Here is a 20,055-nt window from a genome sequence, read left to right on the forward strand (position 1 = left end):
ATCTGCCGCGCCTCGGTGTTACGCGTCCGCTGCGTGCACGGCGCCTGCGCGGACGATGTCCGGCTGCGCCGTCATCGCATCAACCCCACTGCATCTCGCCGGTGGCGACCTTGGCGCCGATCTGCAATGCCACCGTCATGCCGGCATCGGGGTAGCGCGCGGTCATGGCCTTGATCAGGTCGGCACTGTTGCTGTGCCTGGCCAGCTCTTGCTCGAAAGCCAGCAGATAATCGCGCGTGTAGGCGATGGCTGAGGCATCGGTGGGCGCGCCCGGCAGCAGATGGCCGGCCACCACCACCGACGGCGAACGCGCCGCCATGCTGTCCAGCGCCTTGCGCCAGGCGGCACGACCTTCGGCGCCACGCGTATCGGCGGTCCACACATGCGTGCCGGAGAACACCAGCACGCCACCGAAGATTGCCTTGAGTGCAGGCACCCAGACATAACGTCGATTGGCCAGACCGTCGGCTTCGACGATCTCCAGCGCGTGGCCTTCCAGTGTGAGCGCAGGGCCATCGAAGGGTTCCGGCATCACGATGTCGGCCAGGCGCTGCGGGCCGTTTTCCTTTAGCTGCGGGCCCCAGGTGGCCAGTTTCTTTTCGACATTGCCCTTGATCGCCGCAATGGTGGCCGAGGCGGCGATGACGCGCGCCTCGGGGAAGGCAGCCTTGATCGGCGCCAGGCTGAAGTAGTAGTCCGGGTCGCTCTGGCTGATGTAGATGGTGGTCAGCGTCTTGCCGCTGGCGCGGATCGCCTCGGCCAGCGCCTTGCCGTCGGGCAGGGTGAAGCCACCATCGATCAGCACCGCATCGTGCGTGCCGGAAATCAGCACCGGCGCGCGGAAGAACCCATGTTCGCCGGCGGGGAAATGTTGATACGTCAGTGTAGTCGGTGCAGCCATGGCGGTATTCGCTCCAGGGAAGGCGGTTGCGACACTCGCAACGGCCAGGGTTTTGATGACGTCTCGTCGGGTTGGCATTGTTTCGGCCTTTAGGGATGGCGACGGTTGGGGTGAGGGTGCGGCGGAAGACAACCAAGTCACTGGAGACGTGTGTGGGGAAAGGTCAGCTGCAAGAAAGCCAACCCCATGGCGAGAAACCAGTCCCCCAGATGCCTAAAAATGCCCAGCATCCAACTGCCGCAGGACGACATCGGGGTTGCCATAACCCGCCCCGACATCCAGCAACCACCGCTTGCCGGACGACTGCGCAACCAGCGTCGGCACGCCGCGTACATCGAATTCCTGCAACAGCTCCAGCGCCTGGTCGATGCGCGCCTGTGTCAGCGCAAGCAGCTGCGCATCCGGCGCGGCGATCTGCTTCGCGGCCTGCTCCAGCCCAAGCGATTGCAGCAGGCCCACCAGCGTGTCCAGCGCGGTCACATCGTCGCCCTCGACATAGCGCGCCCGCTGGATGGCCCCCAGCACCTGCACTTCGCGCGACGGAGCGACACGCGCCACCGCCGTCAGTGCCAACGTCGCCGGAGCGCTATCGAAGCGCTGCTGACGATTGCCGAGCACGCGTTGCAGATACTGGGCGCTGAAACCCTGGCCGGTTAGCTGCGCAATGCGTTGGTCGTTGGACCAGGCGTAGCCGGCGAAGGTGTCGTCCATCGCCCTGGCGCCCGCGCCCAGAAACAGCCCGGCTGGTTTGCAGCGTGACATCGGCCCGTGCCTGCAACGCCGACACCACCGCGCTGGCGCCATAGCACCAGCCGCACAGCGGGTCGTAAATGTAGTGAACGGTAGTGGACATGGCAGCGGCATCCGGTGGCGAGGAAGGCATCCTAGGCCCGCGCCGTTGACTCTTAAATCCATCCGCCATAAACATACCGTATGCCAAAGACACACAATCGAAGCGAGACCGGGCCAGGCGGCCTGGGCAATCTGCGCCGCCTGGCCTACTTCGTCGCAGTGGTGGACACCGGCTCCTTCACGGCGGCCGCCGAGCGCCTGGGCATCACCAAGGCGGTGGTGAGCCAGCAGGTCGCCCGCCTGGAGCGCGAATGCCGCACCTCGCTCTTGGTGCGCACGACCCGCAGGGTGCGCACCACCGAACTCGGGCAGGCGTTCTACCAGCGCTGCGCGGCCATCCTGCGCGATACCGACGACGCCTTCGACGCACTCACCGACACCGCCGCCGAACCGTCCGGGCTGCTCCGGCTCACCGCCCCGCTGGACTACGGCGTGCGCGTGGTGGTGCCGGCGATCGCGGCCTTCACCCGGCGCCATCCGGCCTGCAAGGTCGACGCGATCCTCAGCGACCAGACCCTGGACCTGATGACGGCCAACATCGAGCTTGCGATCCGGGTCGGCTGGCTGGCCGAAAGCAGCCTGCAGGCACGCAGGATCGGCGCGTTTCGCCAGTTGCTGGTCGCGCCTTCCGCGATGGCCGCGCAGCTGGCCCGAATCGCATCGCCGCAGGACGTCGCCACCCTGCCCTTCGTGGCGAACACTGCATTGCGCGATCACCAGCGCTGGCAATTCGCGCACGCCACGCATGCGCCGCAGAGTGTGGACGTGCAGCCGGGCGTCTTTCTCGACGCCACCCTCGCCGTGCGCGAGGCGGTGTGCCAGGGTGCAGGCATCTCGGTGCTGCCCGATTATGTGGTCGCCGACGATCTGGCCGCCGGTCGCTTGCTGCATGTGCTGCCGCAGTGGCAGTTGCCGTCCGGCGGCATCCACACCGTGTTCCCGGCAACGCGCTTTCGACCGGCAAAGGTGCGCGCGTTCGTGGATCTGTTGCTTGAGCTCAATGCGCAACAGCACGAGCTTTGAATCGAACGCTGCAAGCCGCTCGAATCCGCCGCCAAGCCGCAGCAGGCAACGGCGGCCGGCGAAGACGCTGACACCAGCCAGCCATTGGCCACGGAAATGGCCACGTCGGCCATTGCCACAAACTGCTAGCCACGAATGGCTAGCCACAAAAAAGGCCGCCCGAAGGCGGCCTCTCCGACGCTACGCGCTTGCGCGCGCGGCGTGCTTACTTCACCAGCGCAGCAATCGCCGCACCCAGATCGCCCGGCGAACGGACGGTCTTGACGCCAGCGGCTTCCATCGCCGCGAACTTGCCTTCGGCGGTGCCCTTGCCGCCCGATGCGATCGCACCGGCGTGGCCCATGCGCTTGCCGGCCGGAGCCGACGCACCGGCGATGAAGCCGACCACCGGCTTCTTCACGAACTGCTTGATGTACTCGGCACCGGCTTCCTCGGCGTCGCCACCGATTTCGCCGACCATGATGATGCCTTCGGTCTGCGGGTCTTCGTTGAACAGCTTGAGGCAGTCGACGAAGTTCAGGCCGTTGATCGGGTCGCCACCGATACCGATGCAGGTGCTCTGGCCCAGGCCCACTTCGGTGGTCTGCTTGACCGCTTCATAGGTCAGGGTGCCCGAACGCGACACGATGCCGATCTTGCCCGGCTTGTGGATGTGGCCCGGCATGATGCCGATCTTGCACTCGCCCGGGGTGATCACGCCGGGGCAGTTCGGCCCGATCAGCACGGTGTCCGGATGCGAGCGGGTCAGCACGTTCTTGACGCGCAGCATGTCCAGCACCGGGATGCCTTCGGTGATGCAGACGATGACCTTGATGCCGGCCGCGGCCGCTTCCAGGATCGCATCGGCCGCGTACGGCGGCGGCACATAGATCACCGACGCATCGGCGCCGGTGCTCTGCACGGCATCGGCCACGGTGTTGAACACCGGCAGGTCGATATGCGTGGTGCCGCCCTTGCCCGGCGTCACGCCGCCGACGACCTGGGTGCCGTACTCGATCATCTGAGTGGCGTGGAAGGTGCCCTGCTGGCCGGTGAAGCCCTGCACGATCACCTTGGTGTTCTTGTTAATCAAAACGGACATGGATAGTTCCTTCGGTGTCGTGGATCAGGCGGCGTTCTTGACAGCTTCGACGACCTTCTTGGCACCGTCGTTGATGTTGTCGGCCGGGATGATGGCCATGCCGCTGTCGCGCAGCAGCTGCTTGCCTTCTTCCACATTGGTGCCTTCCAGGCGCACCACGACCGGGACCTTGACGCCCACTTCCTTGACCGCAGCGATGATGCCCTCGGCAATCATGTCGCAACGGACGATGCCGCCGAAGATGTTGACGAAGATGCCTTCGACCTTGTCCGAGGACAGGATCAGCTTGAACGCCTCGATGACGCGCTGCTTGTTGGCGCCGCCGCCCACGTCCAGGAAGTTCGCCGGCTCGCCGCCGTTGAGCTTGATCACGTCCATGGTGGCCATGGCCAGGCCTGCGCCGTTGACCATGCAACCGATGTTGCCGTCCATGGTGACGTAGTTGATGTCCAGCTCCGACGCGGTCACTTCGGTCTCGTCTTCCTGCGTCTTGTCGCGCATGGCGACCAGCTGCTTCTGACGGAACGCGGCGTTGTCGTCGCTGTCGAACTTGCCGTCCAGTGCGTACAGGTTGCCGTCGTCCAGGATCGCCAGCGGGTTGATTTCAACCAGCGCCAGATCCTTTTCGTTGAACAGGCGATACAGGTTCACCATGATGCTGGCGAACTGGCCGGCCTGCTTGGCGGTCAGGCCGAGCTTGAAGCCGAAATCGCGGCCGTGGTAGCCCTGCACGCCTTCGACGAAATCGACGTTGAGCGAGTGGATCAGCTCCGGCGTCTCGGCGGCGACCTGCTCGATCTCCACGCCACCCTCGCTGGAGGCGATGTAGGTGATGGTCTTGGTGCCGCGGTCGACCAGGATCGACAGGTACAGCTCCTTGACGATCTCGCCGGCGGTGGTCACCAGCACCAGGTTGATCGGCAGCTCGACGCCGGCGGTCTGGTAGGTGGACATCTTGGTGCCGAGCATCTTGGCCGCTGCGGCCTTCACGTCGTCGGTGGTCTTGCAGAACTTGACGCCGCCAGCCTTACCGCGACCGCCCGCGTGGATCTGCGCCTTCACCATCCAGGGGCCCTTGCCCAGGGAATTGGCGACTTCAACCGCTTCGTCCGGGGTCGCCGCGACCTTGCCGGCCGGAACGGGGATGCCGTACTCGGCAAGCAGCTGTTTTGACTGGTATTCGTGGAAATTCATGCGTCACCGTGGGAAAAGGAAACGACCGCTGCGTGCAACGCAGACCGCCTGGGCGGCACGTCAAGAGACGCGAACGGGCCGCCTATTGTGGCCGACCACGCCGTGCGGCGCAAAAGTCGGCGCGCGCGGCCCGCCGTTTGCGGCGCTTGCACGCCGCCCGGCACTGTGCGCAAGCGCTGCGCGGGCCGCGCACCTGCCTATACTCGCGGCTTGCTCCAGCGGGGAATCGGCTTGCCATCCAGCCCATCGCTTATCGACCGGATCCAGTCCGCGCCGCAGCGCGAGCTGTACTTCTTTTCGCTGTACCGGGTGCTGGTGGCCGGGCTGATCGCCGCGCTGGTGTTCAGCCCCCTGTCCGACGCGATCCCGGAGCCGCGTTACCCGCGCCTGGCGGCCGGCGTGGCGATCGGCTATCTGTCGGTGGCGATCCCGCTGCTGTTCTGGGGCCGCAGCGAGCGCCGGCTGACCACCACCGTGTTCTGTTCGGTGCTGGCCGACATCGCCGCGGCGACCCTGGCCACGCATGCGCTGCCCGGCGCCAGCGCCGGCATCGCGATGATGCTGCTGTTCAATGTCGCCGCTGCCTCGATCCTGCTGCGCCTGCGCTACGGCATGAGCATCGCGGTGCTCGCCAGCGGCGCCATCGTGCTGGAATACCTGTGGACCCTGCTCGAAGGTGGCGGCGCCGCCCGCCCGGTCGCGGAACTGGCGATGTTCGCCACCAGCTACGTCGCGGTGGCCTTCATCTGCGAACAGATCGGCTCGCGTGCGCGCCGCAATCAGGTACTGGCCGAAGAACGCGGCGCGCAGGTCGCCAACCTCTACGAGATCAACGAACTGATCATCCGCCGCATGCGCACCGGCGTGCTGGTGGTCGATACGCACAACCGCATCACCCTGGCCAACGAGGCGGCGCTGGCGCTGCTCGGCGACGGCGACCAGCGCAACGCCCCGGTCGACCTGTCGCTGGCGGCGCTCACGCCCGAACTGTCGCGCCGCCTGCAGCGCTGGCGCAGCGGCTGGCGCCAGGAAGAGGCCCCGCTGCAACTGGGCGCCGACCGCCCGGAAGTGCAGCCGCGCTTCGTGCGGCTGCTCGCCGACAGCGACCTGGTGCTGGTGTTTCTGGACGATGCCAGCGTGGTGTCGCGGCGCGCCGAATCGCTCACCCTGTCGGCGATGGGGCGCTTTTCGGCCAGCCTGGCACACGAGATCCGCAACCCGCTGGCGGCGATCAGCTACGCCTCACAGCTGCTGGAAGAATCCCCGGACATCGGCGATGCCGACCGCCGCCTGCTGCAGATCATCCACCAGCAATGCCAGCGCACCAACGGCATTGTCGAGAGCGTGCTCGCGCTGGCCCGCCGCGAGCGCGCAAGCCCGGACAACCTGGATCTGGCCGCCTTCGTGCGCCGCTTCGTGGTCGAGTACCGGCAGACCCTGTCGATGGAGACCGACATCCTGGAGGCCAGCATCCAGGGCAATGCCGTGCATGCCTTGATCGACCCAAAGCACCTGCACCAGATCCTGACCGCGCTGGTGCACAACGCGCTCAAGTACGGCCGGGTCATGGACGAACCGGCGCGGGTGAAACTGCGAGTGGAGCGCATGGAGCGCATGGCGGTGATCGACGTGGTCGACCGCGGCCCCGGCATCCCGGAGACGGTGGCCGCGCAATTGTTCCGCCCGTTCTACACCACCTCCGAGCACGGCACCGGGCTGGGCCTGTATATCGCCCAGGAACTGTGCCGCGCCAACCAGGCGCAACTGGACTACGTGTCGGTGCCGGGCGGCGGCGCCTGTTTCCGGATCCTGTTGCAGGGGCCCAATAGCCTGCTCGGGAAATGAGCGAGAGCGCTGCGTCATGCCAGCAGCAAGCCAATGGCGCTGCGGCCTGCGCTGGCACTGCGATCGTGTCCGTGCAGCCAGCCGCTGCGCATCGCGCTGCGCCCGCGCACCATCGTGTGATCGCGTGAATCGTTACGCCCGGACCCGGCCGGCAATTGTCGACGGTCATCGCCGTGGGCTATCGTGCGCGACATGAACGAACCGAAAAGTGCCTTGGTTGTCGATGACGAGCGTGACATTCGCGAACTGCTTGTTCTCACCCTGGGCCGGATGGGCCTGCGCATCAGCACCGCCGCCAACCTGGCCGAAGCACGCGAGCTGCTGGCCAACAATCCCTACGACCTGTGCCTGACCGACATGCGGTTGCCCGACGGCAACGGCATTGAACTGGTTACCGAAATCGCCAAGCATTATCCGCAGACCCCGGTGGCGATGATCACCGCGTTCGGCAGCATGGACCTGGCGGTGGAAGCCTTGAAGGCCGGTGCCTTCGACTTCGTCAGCAAGCCGGTGGACATCAGCGTGCTGCGCGGCCTGGTCAAGCACGCGCTGGAATTGAATAACCGCGACCGCCCTGCCCCGCCACCGCCGCCACCGGAACAGGCCAGCCGCCTGCTGGGCGATTCCAGTGCGATGGAAAGCCTGCGCGCCACCATCGGCAAGGTCGCGCGCAGCCAGGCGCCGGTCTACATCGTCGGCGAATCGGGCGTGGGCAAGGAACTGGTCGCCCGCACCATCCACGAACAGGGCGCACGCGCGGCCGGCCCGTTCGTGCCAGTCAACTGCGGCGCCATCCCCGCCGAACTGATGGAAAGCGAGTTCTTCGGCCACAAGAAGGGCAGCTTCACCGGCGCACATGCCGACAAGCCAGGCCTGTTCCAGGCCGCGCACGGCGGCACGCTGTTTCTGGACGAGGTGGCCGAATTGCCGCTGCAGATGCAGGTCAAGCTGCTGCGCGCGATCCAGGAAAAATCGGTGCGCCCGGTGGGCGCCTCCAGCGAGTCGCTGGTGGACGTGCGCATTCTCTCGGCCACCCACAAGAACCTGGGCGACCTGGTCTCCGACGGCCGTTTTCGCCACGACCTGTACTACCGCATCAACGTCATCGAACTGCGCGTGCCGCCGCTGCGCGAACGCGGCGGCGACCTGCCGCAACTGGCCGCGGCCATCATCGCGCGCCTGGCACATAGCCACGGCCGGCCGATTCCGCTGCTGACCCAGTCCGCGCTCGACGCGCTGGACCAGTACGGCTTCCCGGGCAATGTGCGCGAGCTGGAAAACATCCTAGAACGCGCCCTGGCCCTGGCCGAAGACGACCAGATCAGCGCCACCGACCTGCGCCTGCCCGCCCACGGCGGCCATCGCCTGGCCGCCACCCCCGGCAGCGCCGCCGTCGAACCCCGCGAAGCGGTGGTCGACATCGACCCCGCCTCGGCCGCCCTGCCTTCCTACATCGAGCAACTGGAGCGCGCCGCGATCCAGAAGGCGCTGGAAGAAAACCGCTGGAACAAGACCAAGACCGCCGCGCAGCTGGGCATCACGTTTCGGGCGTTGCGTTACAAGTTGAAGAAGTTGGGGATGGAGTAGCTGGAAGGCTGGGATTGGGGATTCGGCATTGGGGATTCGTAAACGCGAGTTGGCTGCGTTTCTTCTGAATGCTCCGTTCTGACCTCTACGTCTCCATGACCCTAGAAGACGGCATTCATAGCCTTATGCTGTTCACCAATAAAAAACGGCGCTCCTCTTACGAGGAAGCGCCGTTTTTATTGGGGCTTTGCAACTTTGCCCAGTCTCGCCAAAACCGGTGAGCAAAAGCTTGGGGGAGAGGGATTACCGCCGTAGCCAGCTTTTCCGATTCCCCGATCCCGATTCCCAATTCCCAATTCCCGGCCTTAGTCCTTGGTCACCCGATTGATCTCGGCCAGGCTGATCACCCGCGCGACCTTCATCCAGTCCACCTGATGCAGGTTGCCAGTAACGATCCAAGACAGACAGCTGCCCAGCCCGCCGGTCGGGGGCTCTTGCGAATCCCCAATCCCGAATCCCCAAATCCCAGCCCTTAGTCCTTCGTCACTCGGTTGATCTCGGCCAGGCTGGTCACCCCGTGCGCGGCCTTGACCAACGCCGACTGGCGCAGGTCGCGGATGCCGATACTCTGCGCCGCCTCGGCAATCTGCATCGCATTGCCGCCTTCCAGCACGATCGCGCCGATCTCGTCGGTCATCGGCATCACCTGGTAGATACCGGTACGGCCCTTGTAGCCTTCGGTGCACTCGTCGCAACCGACCGCCTCATACAGCTCGATCCCGGCAGCGATCTGCGCAGGCGTGAAGCCTTCCGCCAGCAACGCATGCTCGGGCAAGGTCGATTTGCGCTTGCAGTTGTTGCACAGGCGCCGCGCCAGACGCTGCGCGATCACCAGGGTCACCGACGAGGTGATGTTGTAAGGGGCAATGCCCATGTTCATCAAACGCGCGATGGTCTGCGGCGCATCGTTGGTATGCAGCGTGGACAGCACCATGTGACCGGTCTGCGCGGCCTTGATCGCAATCTCGGCGGTCTCCAGGTCGCGGATTTCGCCGACCATGATGATGTCCGGATCCTGGCGCAAGAACGAACGCAGCGCCGCGGCAAAGGTCATGCCGCGCTTGTTGTTCTGCTGCACCTGATTGACGCCAGGCAAGCGAATTTCAACGGGGTCCTCGGCGGTGGAGATGTTGCGCGTCTCGTCGTTGAGGATGCCGAGTGCCGTATACAGCGACACCGTCTTGCCCGAACCGGTCGGCCCGGTCACCAGCACCATCCCGTAGGGTTTGTGGATCGCCTCCAGGAACAGCTTCTGCTGGTCCGCCTCGTAGCCCAGCTTCTCGATGCCCAGCTTGGCCGCGCTGCCGTCCAGGATACGCAGCACCACCTTCTCGCCGAACAAGGTCGGCAAGGTGCTCACGCGGAAGTCGATCTGCTTGGTCTTGGACAGGTTGAGCTTGATGCGCCCGTCCTGCGGCACCCGCTTCTCGGCGATATCCAACTGCGACATCACCTTCAGGCGCGCCGCGATGCGCTGGTTCAGCTTTACCGGTGCCTTGGCCACATTCTTCAGCAGCCCATCGATCCGCAAGCGCACCCGGTAGTCGTCTTCGTACGGCTCGAAGTGGATGTCGGAGGCTCCCCGCCGGATCGCATCCACCAGCACCTTGTTGACGAACTTCACCACCGGCGTGTCGTCGCCCTTGGCATCGACCCCGGAATCCCCGCCGGCGCCCATGTCCTCGTCCCCGGCCGACACGTCCAGGTCGCCCATCCCCTCATCGTCGTCACCGAGCGACGAGCCAAGCGCCGCATTGCTGGCTTGCCATTGCTCCAAGGTGCGACGGATCTGGTCCTCGTCGACCAGGATCGGCTCGACCACTAGATTGGTATGGAACTTGATGTCGTCCAGCGCCCGGGTCTGGGTCGGGTTGCTCACCCCCACGAACAACCGGTTGCCGCGCTTGAACAGCGGCAGCACCTGGTACTTCTGGAGCAACTCTTCACTGACCAGCTTGACTGCGTTCTGGTTGGCGTCGAAGACCGACACGTCCATCAACGGCATACCGAACTCGACCGCGTTGGCGGCCGCGAGTTGCGCGGCTGTTACAAGCTTCTTTTCGGCGAACCATTGCGGCAAAGGAACCTTGGCCTGGGTTGCATGATCCATTGCCGCACGTGCACTCGCCTCATCGAGCGCGCCATCCTGAACAAGGCGCCGCGCAATGCCGGTAATCCCAACTAGATTTGAGCTGATTGCAACGTTCATGGCAAAACTCCTACGCAGACATAGCAACTTAACTAACTACATCAGTTTCGGCAATCTGACGGCACGTAGCTAGCTGGTCCGGAAACATGCCGGCAAGTCCACACTACCGGGCGATCTGAGTTGTAGCTGGGTACAAGTGAAAGAGTGACCGAACCGGCAACGCTGGTAGTGACGACCGTAAGAATTCCTGCACCCTGGCACGTAAAGGAAGACACATTCTTAGTAGGTGACGAAAGCCCGCTCACCCCCGCACATGCAGTATTGGTCAAAGCATTTTCGTTATTGACATTCTGCGTCACCGCTGCCTTAGCAGAGTCAGCCAAAACAATTGCCTCCGACACGCGCGCTTTGACTACATAGCTTCGATAAGCAGGCAGGGCCAAGGCGGACAGTATCCCCACGATCGCCACGACGATCATCAGCTCAAGCAGAGTGAAACCGTTTTCCCGGCCCATAGATGCTCCTGTATGAAGGCCGCAATGAATGCCTCATGCAAAGAGGCCCCGCATTTGCGAGGCCTCTAGATCACCGAGTTGCTACTGCATCGACAATTAGCGACGGCACTCGGCCGGGTAGTACTTAGACTGGCTGCCACTTCCCGTGCAGAGCCAAGTAGTGCCAACCGCCGAATTGGCGGCGCCCACGGTGGGAGCATAAGTCAGGACGGTACCCTTGGTACGAGTCGCATCGCCAGTAACGACGATATTACCGGTAGCAGGAGTGCATGCGATCGAGGCCATATTAGTTGTCGCTGCAGTGGCACCGACACCGACGCAAGCATCAGCCGGCAAAGTGCCACCGTTGTTGGCAATATTTTCTGCGACGGTCGTCTTGAAGGAGCTAGCCATCACAGCCAGTTCCGAAACTCGCGAGCGAATGGTGTAGTCCTGATACGCCGGGAGTGCAATGGCTGCCAGGATGGCAATGATCGCAACCACGATCATCAATTCGATCAAAGTAAAGCCTTGTTGCTTCTTCATGAGTACATCCCCTAGAGGTGGTGAATATCAAAGGTTGTCGCATGTCGCCGGCCGTAATGACCTAGACGCCAGGTTTCTTGCAGGAAGGGTTAAGCAGGTTGCGTGCCAACTATACATCTCAACCCAGGAGTCTCCCCAGGGCAAAGCATCGCAGACCCGGAGCCGATTGGAAGCACCGATTTCCGGAAGTGCGACCTTTCTTGCGATGTGACGTAAGGGGTCACTTTTAGCCGCCCCGCAGAACCTTCAAGGGCAATCCCGGCAGGCTCTACATTGTGTGAAGTGCTCCCAAAGGCGCTACCATATGGGTAGTCTCGGCCTGGGGATGGCCGACGGGGAACTTTTATGTCTGTCGCGCGTAACGTGATCAAGAAGCAGCCAGCCGACCGTAGCAGCAGCCAGATGCAGCCTTTCGTATGGGAGGGGACGGACAAGCGTGGCATAAAGATGAAGGGGGAGCAGGGGGCACGCAACGTGAATATGCTGCGTGCAGAGCTTCGTCGGCAGGGAATTACGCCCACTGTCGTCAAACCAAAACCTAAGCCACTTTTCGGCGCTGCTGGCAAAAAGGTCGGCCCCAAGGACATTGCTTTTTTCAGTCGTCAGATGGCGACCATGATGAAGTCCGGCGTCCCTATCGTCGCATCCCTAGAGATCATCGGCGAGGGCCATAAGAACCCGCGAATGAGGAAGATGGTCGGCCAAATAAGGACCGACATCGAGGGCGGCTCTTCGCTGCATGAAGCAATTAGCAAGCATCCGGTGCAATTTGACGAACTCTACCGCAATCTTGTCCGCGCGGGCGAAGGCGCTGGCGTACTCGAGACAGTGCTAGATACTGTCGCCAACTATAAAGAAAACATCGAGGCCCTGAAAGGCAAGATCAAGAAGGCCCTCTTCTATCCCGCAATGGTGGTAGCAGTTGCCCTTATTGTTAGCGCCATTTTGCTGATTTTCGTCGTCCCCCAGTTCGAAGAGGTCTTCAAGGGTTTCGGCGCAGAGCTACCCGCGTTCACACAGCTGATCGTGGGAGCTTCACGCTTCATGGTCAGTTATTGGTGGGCTCTATTGTTCATTGTAGGCGGGGCAGCCATTGGCTTCGTGTACGCATACAAGCGTTCACTACGCATGCAACATGGCATGGATCGTTTGATCCTGAAGGTGCCTGTGATTGGACAGATCATGCATAACAGTGCGATCTCGCGGTTCGCTCGAACTACCGCTGTTACGTTTAAGGCAGGTGTTCCGCTGGTGGAGGCACTAGGCATCGTGGCGGGCGCCACAGGCAACAAAGTGTACGAAGAAGCAGTGCTACGCATGCGGGACGACGTGTCAGTTGGCTATCCAGTCAACATGGCGATGAAGCAGGTCAACCTGTTTCCCCATATGGTGATCCAGATGACCGCGATCGGTGAAGAAGCAGGCGCGCTGGACGCCATGCTGTTCAAGGTTGCCGAGTACTTCGAACAGGAGGTCAACAACGCTGTGGATGCGCTTAGCAGTTTGTTGGAGCCAATGATCATGGTGTTTATTGGCACCATCGTAGGCGGCATGGTCATCGGCATGTATCTTCCGATCTTCAAACTCGGCGCAGTGGTTGGATAAGACGTAATGGCATTTCTCGACCAGCATCCCGGTCTCGGCTTTCCCGCCGCGGCCGGACTGGGACTGCTGATCGGCAGCTTCCTGAACGTGGTGATCCTGCGCTTGCCCAAGCGCATGGAGTGGCAGTGGCGGCGCGACGCGCGCGAGATCCTGGAGCTGCCGGACATCTATGAACCGCCGCCGCCAGGCATCGTGGTGGAGCCCTCGCACGACCCGGTCACCGGCGACAAGCTCAAATGGTGGGAGAACATTCCGCTCGTCAGCTGGCTGATGCTGCGCGGCAAGTCGCGCTACAGCGGCAAGCCGATCTCCATCCAGTACCCGCTGGTGGAGCTGTTGACCTCGATCCTGTGCGTGGCCAGCGTCTGGCGCTTCGGCTTCGGCTGGCAGGGTTTCGGCGCGATCGTGCTGAGCTGCTTCCTGGTGGCGATGTCCGGCATCGACCTGCGCCACAAGCTGCTGCCGGACCAGCTGACCCTGCCGCTGATGTGGCTGGGCCTGGTCGGCTCGATGGACAACCTCTACATGCCGGCCAAGCCCGCCCTGCTGGGCGCGGCGGTCGGCTATGTCTCGCTGTGGACGGTGTGGTGGCTGTTCAAGCAGCTCACCGGCAAGGAAGGCATGGGTCACGGCGACTTCAAGCTACTGGCCGCGCTGGGCGCGTGGTGCGGGCTGAAAGGCATCCTGCCGATCATCCTGATCTCCTCGCTGGTCGGCGCCATCCTCGGCTCGATCTGGCTAGTGGCCAAGGGCCGCGACCGTGCCACCCCGATCCCGTTCGGCCCCTACCTGGCCATCGCCGGCTGGGTGGTGTTCTTCTGGGGCAACGACCTGGTGGACGGCTACCTGCACTTCGCAGGCCTGCGTTGACCGGGGCACGACGATGAGCGACTTCATCGTCGGCCTCACGGGCGGCATCGCCTCCGGCAAGAGCGCCCTCGCCGCCGAGTTCGAGAAACTGGGTGTGCCGGTCATTGATGCGGATGTCGTTGCGCGGCAGGTGGTGGCGCCTGGCCCCATTCTCGACGCTATCGTTGCGCATTTCGGGGATGGCATTCTGCTCGCCGACGGAACACTCAATCGCCAGGCCCTGCGTCATCACGTCTTTGCCGACACCGCGCAAAGGCGAGCTCTCGAAGCCATCACCCACCCCCCAATACGCAGCGAGCTGCAGCGGGCAGCACTGGCGGCCCGGGGGCCTTATGCCATTGTCGCAGTCCCCCTGCTCGCCGAGGTTGGCGGACGTGAGGGCTATCCATGGCTCGACCGCATCCTCGTCGTCGACGTGCCAGTCGCCTTGCAACACGAGCGTCTGATGCAGCGGGATGGCGCGACAACTGAAGCAGCCGATCGCATGATCGCTGCGCAAGGGACTCGCGAGCAACGGCTGGCAATTGCCGATGATGTCGTCTGCAATGACGGCGTATTGGAGCAATTGACGCAAGCGGCACGCAGATTGGACGCGCACTATCGCGCACGAGGCAACCGCTAGGCCATCATGCATCGGCATGCCCATATGCGCTACGCATATCTTGATCAACGTGTTCGCAGCGACCGCTGCGGAGCGCCGGGATGCACTATGGCAATTGCAAAAACAGAGCAACGCTCGCCGCTAGCGATTCCACTTCTAAGATAAGTTACCTGCGAAAGCACGACCATGGGGCCCTGCACAAATTCTACAAGGAGTTAGACGCAATGCAGGATATGGAGATGCGAAACCCTGGATCTGGCCACATAGTTCGGGCTGCCGTTTGCGTTTGTGGCGACGCATGCTTCCGTTGCTCTCGGCATCCCGAGCAAGCTCTGACGACACGAATTGCTTTATTACAGCCGAACAATAGGCTGGCTGGACTATCTAAATGAAGCTGACGATCCTCAATACTCGCATCGTCTTTGCCAGCCCGAAAGCTGGAAGCACAAAAAACATCAACGGAAATCGTCAAAAGATGCAAGCCAATGAAAAGCTTTTGGTTCTGGCAACGGCCGCCCTGGTTATTATCTCGCTGCTCTTTTTTCCACGCACTGCAATTGCAGCTTCAAACCCAATCGAAGAATGTTACAGGGCATGGGATACAAATATAAGCTGCCCTACCAAAGGCGACGCACAGCTTGCGCTACAGCAACTCGTAAACGCCGCTTGGTCCGGCTTACCAGATCGTAACCGGCGCATTATCTGCTGGATGCCGCCTCGCCTGTCTTCACCGTCGCATATCGTGCTGGAAGCCTATATCACACATAGCGGACCCAATCCGATTTGCAGCGGCAGTTACTATAGACAGTTCAGTCGCGGATACTCACCTACCACTCCTTGCATTGGAGACGCATGCCCACAGATTGATCCTGCCAAAAATAATTCTTGCGACAGTTCGTGCACAGTTACCGGGCCAGTCATGATTGGCAACCCAATCAATATGTTCACTGGCGGCAAACATGAGATTGCCTATGACTATAGCGACCCATCTGGCCATCTAGATTTTTCCAGGTCATATAGCAGCACGAATATTCCCTCGAATCCAACAGTAATGATGGGGCCGAACTGGAGGCATTCCTATCAACGCAATCTCCTCCTTGAATCTACTAGCGACGGAATCGTGATCGGCGTCAGTCGACCATCGGGAAATCAATACATCTTCCATAAGTCCGGTACAAGTTGGCTTGCCGATGCCGATGTAAAGGAACAGCTCTTCGAACGCACGCAGGATGGCGTCTTCATCGGCTGGACCTTAGTCGACACACTGGATTGCAGAGAAAACTATAATCCTGCGGGATGGCTGGAAAGCATCGAATACCCTGACGGAGACGTTGTCCGACTGAGCTATGACTACAATGGCACCCTTAAAAGGGTCGTCGACCGCCGTGGCCGTTCGTTGACATTTCATTTCAACGGCATCTACTTAGAAGAGACCGACTTTGTAGACGGAACAAAAGCTCAATACAGCTACAGCGATGGACGACTTGCACAAGTCACTCAGAGCGATGAATCCGATAACCAAATCAGCAGTATCGGATACAGATATGACGACGCCTTGAGACAGAATGCACTGACGGGAATAATCGACGAAAGTGGCAACCGATATGCCACATGGTCCTATGATGCGAACGGCCAGGCGATTAGCAGCCATCACGGCGATGACAACATCGAGCTTTTCTCGGTCACGCGCACCAACAATAAGGCCATCGTCCAGAATCCATCGGGTGGGACTGTGGAGTACAGCTACCAAGTTCAGTTCGGACGTGCGAAGCTGACTGGGGCTCAAGCTAAATGCCCTGCATGCATTGAAGGAGATTATCAACAACGTTTTTATGATGATGCCGGTTACCCCAAGGAAACCATTGATTTCTCCGGTGTGTCTGTAAAAACTACCTATGACACGCGTGGCCTGTTGATCCGAACGATCGAAGATGCCAACAACATCTTGTCAAAGCGCCGCACGCTACAAACAGACTGGCACCCCAGCTTCCGTGTCCCCACCGACCAGCGCACTTACGATGCCAATGATGTACTGATAGCAAGGACGACCTGGACCTACAATAGCAGGGGTCAGGCACTGACCATGTCGCGGATCAATCCAAGCGGAGGTCCCACGCGTGCCACCACGCAGCGCTACTGCGAAGACAGCGATGTTGCCGCCAATAGCTGTCCTTTGACCGGCCTGCTCCTGGCCAGCGATGGCGCACGCGCAGATATCGCGGATAGCACCCGCTATACCTATTACCCTGCCGATGACACCAGTTGCACGGCCTCGGCGAGCACGTGCCCGCACTACAAGGGCGATCTGTGGAAAGTCACCAACGCCCTCGGCCAAGCCACCGAATACCTCGCCTACGACGGCGCCGGCCGCCCGCTGTCCATCAAGGACACCAACGGCATCGTCACCGACTACACCTATCACCCGCGCGGCTGGCTGACGGCCAGCAAGGTGCGCGGCGCCGATGCCTCCAGCGAGGCCGATGACCGCATCACCCGCATCGATTACTGGCCGACCGGCCTGGTCAAGCAGGTCACCCAGCCCGATGGCGCGTTCACCGTCTTTACCTACGATGCCGCGCATCGGCTGACCGATATCACCGATAACGCGGGTAATACCGTCCACTACACGTTGGACAACGCCGGCAATCGCGTCAAGGAAGACACCCAGGACACGGCCGGTACGTTGAAGCGCACGCTCTCGCGCGTTTACAACCAGCTGGGGCAACTCAAGACGCAGGCCACCGCGGCCAGCGACCCCACCGACTTCGAGTACGACGCCAACGGCAACGCCACCAAGGTGACCGATGCGTTGGCAACCGCGACGCAGAGCGAATACGACCCGCTAAACCGGCTGTCGCGCACGCTGCAGGATGTGGCCGGCATCAAGGCCGACACCACCTTCGACTACGACGCGCTGGACAACCTCACCAAGGTCACCGACCCCAAGGGCCTGGATACCAAATACGAGTACAACGGCTTCGGCGATCTGGTGAAGCTCACCAGCCCGGACACTGGCGTCACCAGCTACACCTACGACGGCGCCGGCAACCGCGCCACCCAGACCGATGCGCGCGGCAACACCACTGGCTACGGCTACGACGCGCTCAATCGCCTGACCGAGGTCACCTACCCCACCACCAGCCTCAACGTGACGTACACCTACGACGTGACGCAGACAGTGTGTGCGAGCGGGGAGACCTTCTCCATCGGCCGCCTGACCAAGATGCAGGACGGCGGCGCCATCACCCAGTACTGCTACAACCGCTTCGGCGATCTGGTGCGCAAGGTGCAGACCAGCAACAGTAAGGCGTTGGTGCTGCGCTACGACTACACCGTCGGCGGCCAGTTGCGCCGCATGATCTATCCGGACGGGGCGGTGGTCGATTATGTGCGCAACTCGCAAGGCCAGACCACCGAGGTCGGCGTAACCCCGGCCGGCGGCAGCCGGCAAGTGCTGCTGGGCAATGCCAGCTACTACCCGTTTGGCCCGGCCGCTGGCTGGACCTACGGCAATGGCCGCACCCTCGCCCGCCAGTACGATCTGGACTACCGCCCGCAAGCGATCCAGGACACCCGCCCAGGCGGGCTGGAAGTCGGCTTCGGCTTCGACCCGGCCGGCAACCTCACCGCATTGACGCCCGCTGGCAATCCCACGCCGGAGATCGGCCTGGGCTACGACACCCTGGGCCGCCTGATCGGCCTCAAGGACGGCCGCACCGGCACCCTGATCGACGGCTATAGCTACGACGCCACCGGCAACCGCCTCAGCGCCAAGGTCGGCACGGCCATGCAGGCCTACACCTACCCGGCCGACAGCCACCGCCTCAGTGCGGTGGCCGGCGTGGCCCGCAGTTACGACGCTACCGGCAACACCACCGCCATCGGCGGCACCGCGCGGCAGTACACCTACGACACCACCGGCCGCATGACCCAGGCCCGCCGCGCCGGCGCGGTGACCATGAACTACCGCTACAACGGCCGTGGCGAGCAGGTGCGCCGTTTCCTCGGTACCACCAACACCTACACGCTCTACGATGAAGCCGGCCACTGGCTGGGCGACTACGACAACAACGGCGCGCCCAAGCAGCAGGCGATCTGGCTGGACGATCTACCGGTCGGCCTGCTGGCCAACGCCAACACGCTGCACTACATCGAACCCGATCACCTGGGCAGCCCACGCGTAGTGATCGACCCAACTCGCGATGTGGCGGTGTGGACGTGGAGCTTGAAGGGTGAAGCCTTCGGCAACACCGCGCCTGATCAGGATCCCGATGGGGATGGCGCGGCGCTGGTGCTGGATATGCGCTTCCCGGGGCAGCGGTACGATGCGGCGAGTGGATTGAATCAGAACTACTTCCGGGACTATGAAGCAGCTACTGGGCGGTATGTGCAGAGTGATCCGATTGGCTTAGGGGGTGGAGTTTCAACTTATAGCTATGTTTACGGATCTCCTCTTAACTCGACAGATCCGCTAGGACTACAAACAACAGTTGATATATGGTGTAGGCAGCACCCGGTAGAATGCGCAGCGATTTTCGCAATGGGTGCCATTACGGCAACTCCTAAAACAGGAAGCATCGCTCTTCCCAAACCCGACACACAAGAGAAATGCAAGACGTGTTCGGACATTTATCCTGAGTATGACGAATGTTCGGAAATGTCACGCTACTATCCGTATGCATCATCCGCCCACTCACTCCTTGACTTTCCGAGAGGCAGCAGAGCTAGACCTGCCACACCTGCAATGGGTGGAATATGCTCAATGAAGGGGGGGCATCAGACGGTATTCCTAAATGGCGCGTACATGGGGTCTATATTTTCTTGCCGATGCTGCACAAATACCGGCGGCGGACCAGTGATTAGTGAAATATGGGGAAATAACCGTGGCCGATAATAATCTATTTGACGAAATTAAAATGATAGCAATCAAGCTATCGCCAAGCTTGAAAATATTTAAAATAAGAAATAAAGATGGGATTATACAACTGGGATTTAGTGATTCCAATGCATTTGCGGCTGCGGTAGTGGCCGCAAGCGGCGCAAATATTAAAGCAGGAATTACCGGAACCTTTCTTAAGGGCGAAATTTTTCCATCAATTGAAAATTGCATAATTGAACTATATCTAGATCATGAATGCAGAGACATCAGGTTGATATTTTTTCTATACGAAACAATTCAAATAAAATTTGAAAATAAATTAATCACATCTAATGAATTTGAGGAATATAGAAAAATTCTAAAGCTTCACGAGCTAGCTTTAGATACTCAGCCGTCCGCCCCCTTTGACCAATGACGCCCGCACATGA

15 protein-coding genes are annotated in these 20,055 nt (G+C 61.5%); 8 read left to right on the forward strand and 7 right to left on the reverse strand.

The window, feature by feature from the left end; translation table 11 throughout:
• Window positions 1-79 precede the first annotated feature (79 nt).
• Both AC1PLS_RS15770 and AC1PLS_RS15775 read right to left on the reverse strand, forming a co-directional pair.
• The gene (locus tag AC1PLS_RS15770; protein WP_260300153.1) at window positions 80-901 is read right to left on the reverse strand and encodes an MBL fold metallo-hydrolase; all 822 of its coding nucleotides are present in this window, start codon (window positions 899-901) and stop codon (window positions 80-82) included.
• Window positions 902-1,114: 213 nt separating this feature from the next.
• Window positions 1,115-1,663: a DsbA family protein gene (locus AC1PLS_RS15775; RefSeq protein WP_221237806.1), complete on the reverse strand. Its 549-nt coding sequence runs from the start codon at window positions 1,661-1,663 to the stop codon at window positions 1,115-1,117.
• A gap of 171 nt (window positions 1,664-1,834) precedes the next feature.
• Here AC1PLS_RS15775 and AC1PLS_RS15780 point away from each other — a divergent pair, with 171 nt between their 5' ends.
• Window positions 1,835-2,776: a LysR family transcriptional regulator gene (locus tag AC1PLS_RS15780; RefSeq protein WP_184433724.1), complete on the forward strand. Its 942-nt coding sequence runs from the start codon at window positions 1,835-1,837 to the stop codon at window positions 2,774-2,776.
• Window positions 2,777-2,981: 205 nt separating this feature from the next.
• On the opposite strand, the gene sucD is transcribed toward AC1PLS_RS15780, so the two are convergent.
• A complete protein-coding gene (gene sucD, locus AC1PLS_RS15785; protein WP_011038208.1) occupies window positions 2,982-3,857 on the reverse strand; it encodes a succinate--CoA ligase subunit alpha in 876 nt (291 codons plus the stop codon).
• 24 nt (window positions 3,858-3,881) lie between these two features.
• Entirely contained in the window at window positions 3,882-5,051 is a 1,170-nt protein-coding gene (sucC, locus tag AC1PLS_RS15790) for an ADP-forming succinate--CoA ligase subunit beta (RefSeq protein WP_016901264.1), read from the reverse strand.
• A 231-nt stretch (window positions 5,052-5,282) separates the two neighbouring features.
• Here sucC and AC1PLS_RS15795 point away from each other — a divergent pair, with 231 nt between their 5' ends.
• Both AC1PLS_RS15795 and AC1PLS_RS15800 read left to right on the forward strand, forming a co-directional pair.
• Window positions 5,283-6,896 carry a sensor histidine kinase gene (locus AC1PLS_RS15795; protein WP_115511483.1) on the forward strand — a complete coding sequence of 538 codons (1,614 nt, stop codon included), beginning with the start codon at window positions 5,283-5,285 and terminating at the stop codon, window positions 6,894-6,896.
• Between the two features lie 192 nt (window positions 6,897-7,088).
• Window positions 7,089-8,483 (forward strand): sigma-54-dependent transcriptional regulator, encoded by a 1,395-nt coding sequence (locus AC1PLS_RS15800; RefSeq protein WP_016901261.1) that lies wholly within the window; start codon window positions 7,089-7,091, stop codon window positions 8,481-8,483.
• 472 nt (window positions 8,484-8,955) lie between these two features.
• On the opposite strand, the gene pilB is transcribed toward AC1PLS_RS15800, so the two are convergent.
• The 3 genes from pilB to AC1PLS_RS15815 form a co-directional block, all read right to left on the reverse strand.
• A complete protein-coding gene (gene pilB / locus AC1PLS_RS15805; protein WP_104559900.1) occupies window positions 8,956-10,692 on the reverse strand; it encodes a type IV-A pilus assembly ATPase PilB in 1,737 nt (578 codons plus the stop codon).
• Between the two features lie 41 nt (window positions 10,693-10,733).
• Window positions 10,734-11,147 (reverse strand): pilin, encoded by a 414-nt coding sequence (locus AC1PLS_RS15810; RefSeq protein WP_104551202.1) that lies wholly within the window; start codon window positions 11,145-11,147, stop codon window positions 10,734-10,736.
• A 96-nt stretch (window positions 11,148-11,243) separates the two neighbouring features.
• Complete coding sequence (locus AC1PLS_RS15815; protein WP_104551203.1) at window positions 11,244-11,672, reverse strand: pilin; 429 nt, start codon at window positions 11,670-11,672, stop codon at window positions 11,244-11,246.
• 345 nt (window positions 11,673-12,017) lie between these two features.
• Between AC1PLS_RS15815 and AC1PLS_RS15820 the strand changes: the two genes are divergently transcribed.
• From AC1PLS_RS15820 to AC1PLS_RS15840, 5 genes are all read left to right on the forward strand, one after another.
• Window positions 12,018-13,277, forward strand: coding sequence for a type II secretion system F family protein (locus AC1PLS_RS15820; protein WP_104551204.1), 1,260 nt, complete (start codon window positions 12,018-12,020; stop codon window positions 13,275-13,277).
• A 6-nt stretch (window positions 13,278-13,283) separates the two neighbouring features.
• A complete protein-coding gene (locus tag AC1PLS_RS15825; RefSeq protein WP_104559904.1) occupies window positions 13,284-14,147 on the forward strand; it encodes a prepilin peptidase in 864 nt (287 codons plus the stop codon).
• Window positions 14,148-14,160: 13 nt separating this feature from the next.
• Entirely contained in the window at window positions 14,161-14,769 is a 609-nt protein-coding gene (coaE, locus tag AC1PLS_RS15830) for a dephospho-CoA kinase (RefSeq protein WP_184433718.1), read from the forward strand.
• A 367-nt stretch (window positions 14,770-15,136) separates the two neighbouring features.
• Window positions 15,137-19,642 carry an RHS repeat-associated core domain-containing protein gene (locus AC1PLS_RS15835; protein WP_481103848.1) on the forward strand — a complete coding sequence of 1,502 codons (4,506 nt, stop codon included), beginning with the start codon at window positions 15,137-15,139 and terminating at the stop codon, window positions 19,640-19,642.
• Entirely contained in the window at window positions 19,632-20,042 is a 411-nt protein-coding gene (locus tag AC1PLS_RS15840) for a hypothetical protein (RefSeq protein WP_184433715.1), read from the forward strand. Before AC1PLS_RS15835 ends, AC1PLS_RS15840 begins: the two co-directional genes overlap by 11 nt.
• Window positions 20,043-20,055 lie beyond the last annotated feature (13 nt).

It is taken from the genome of Xanthomonas sp. NCPPB 3218, assembly GCF_056725185.1.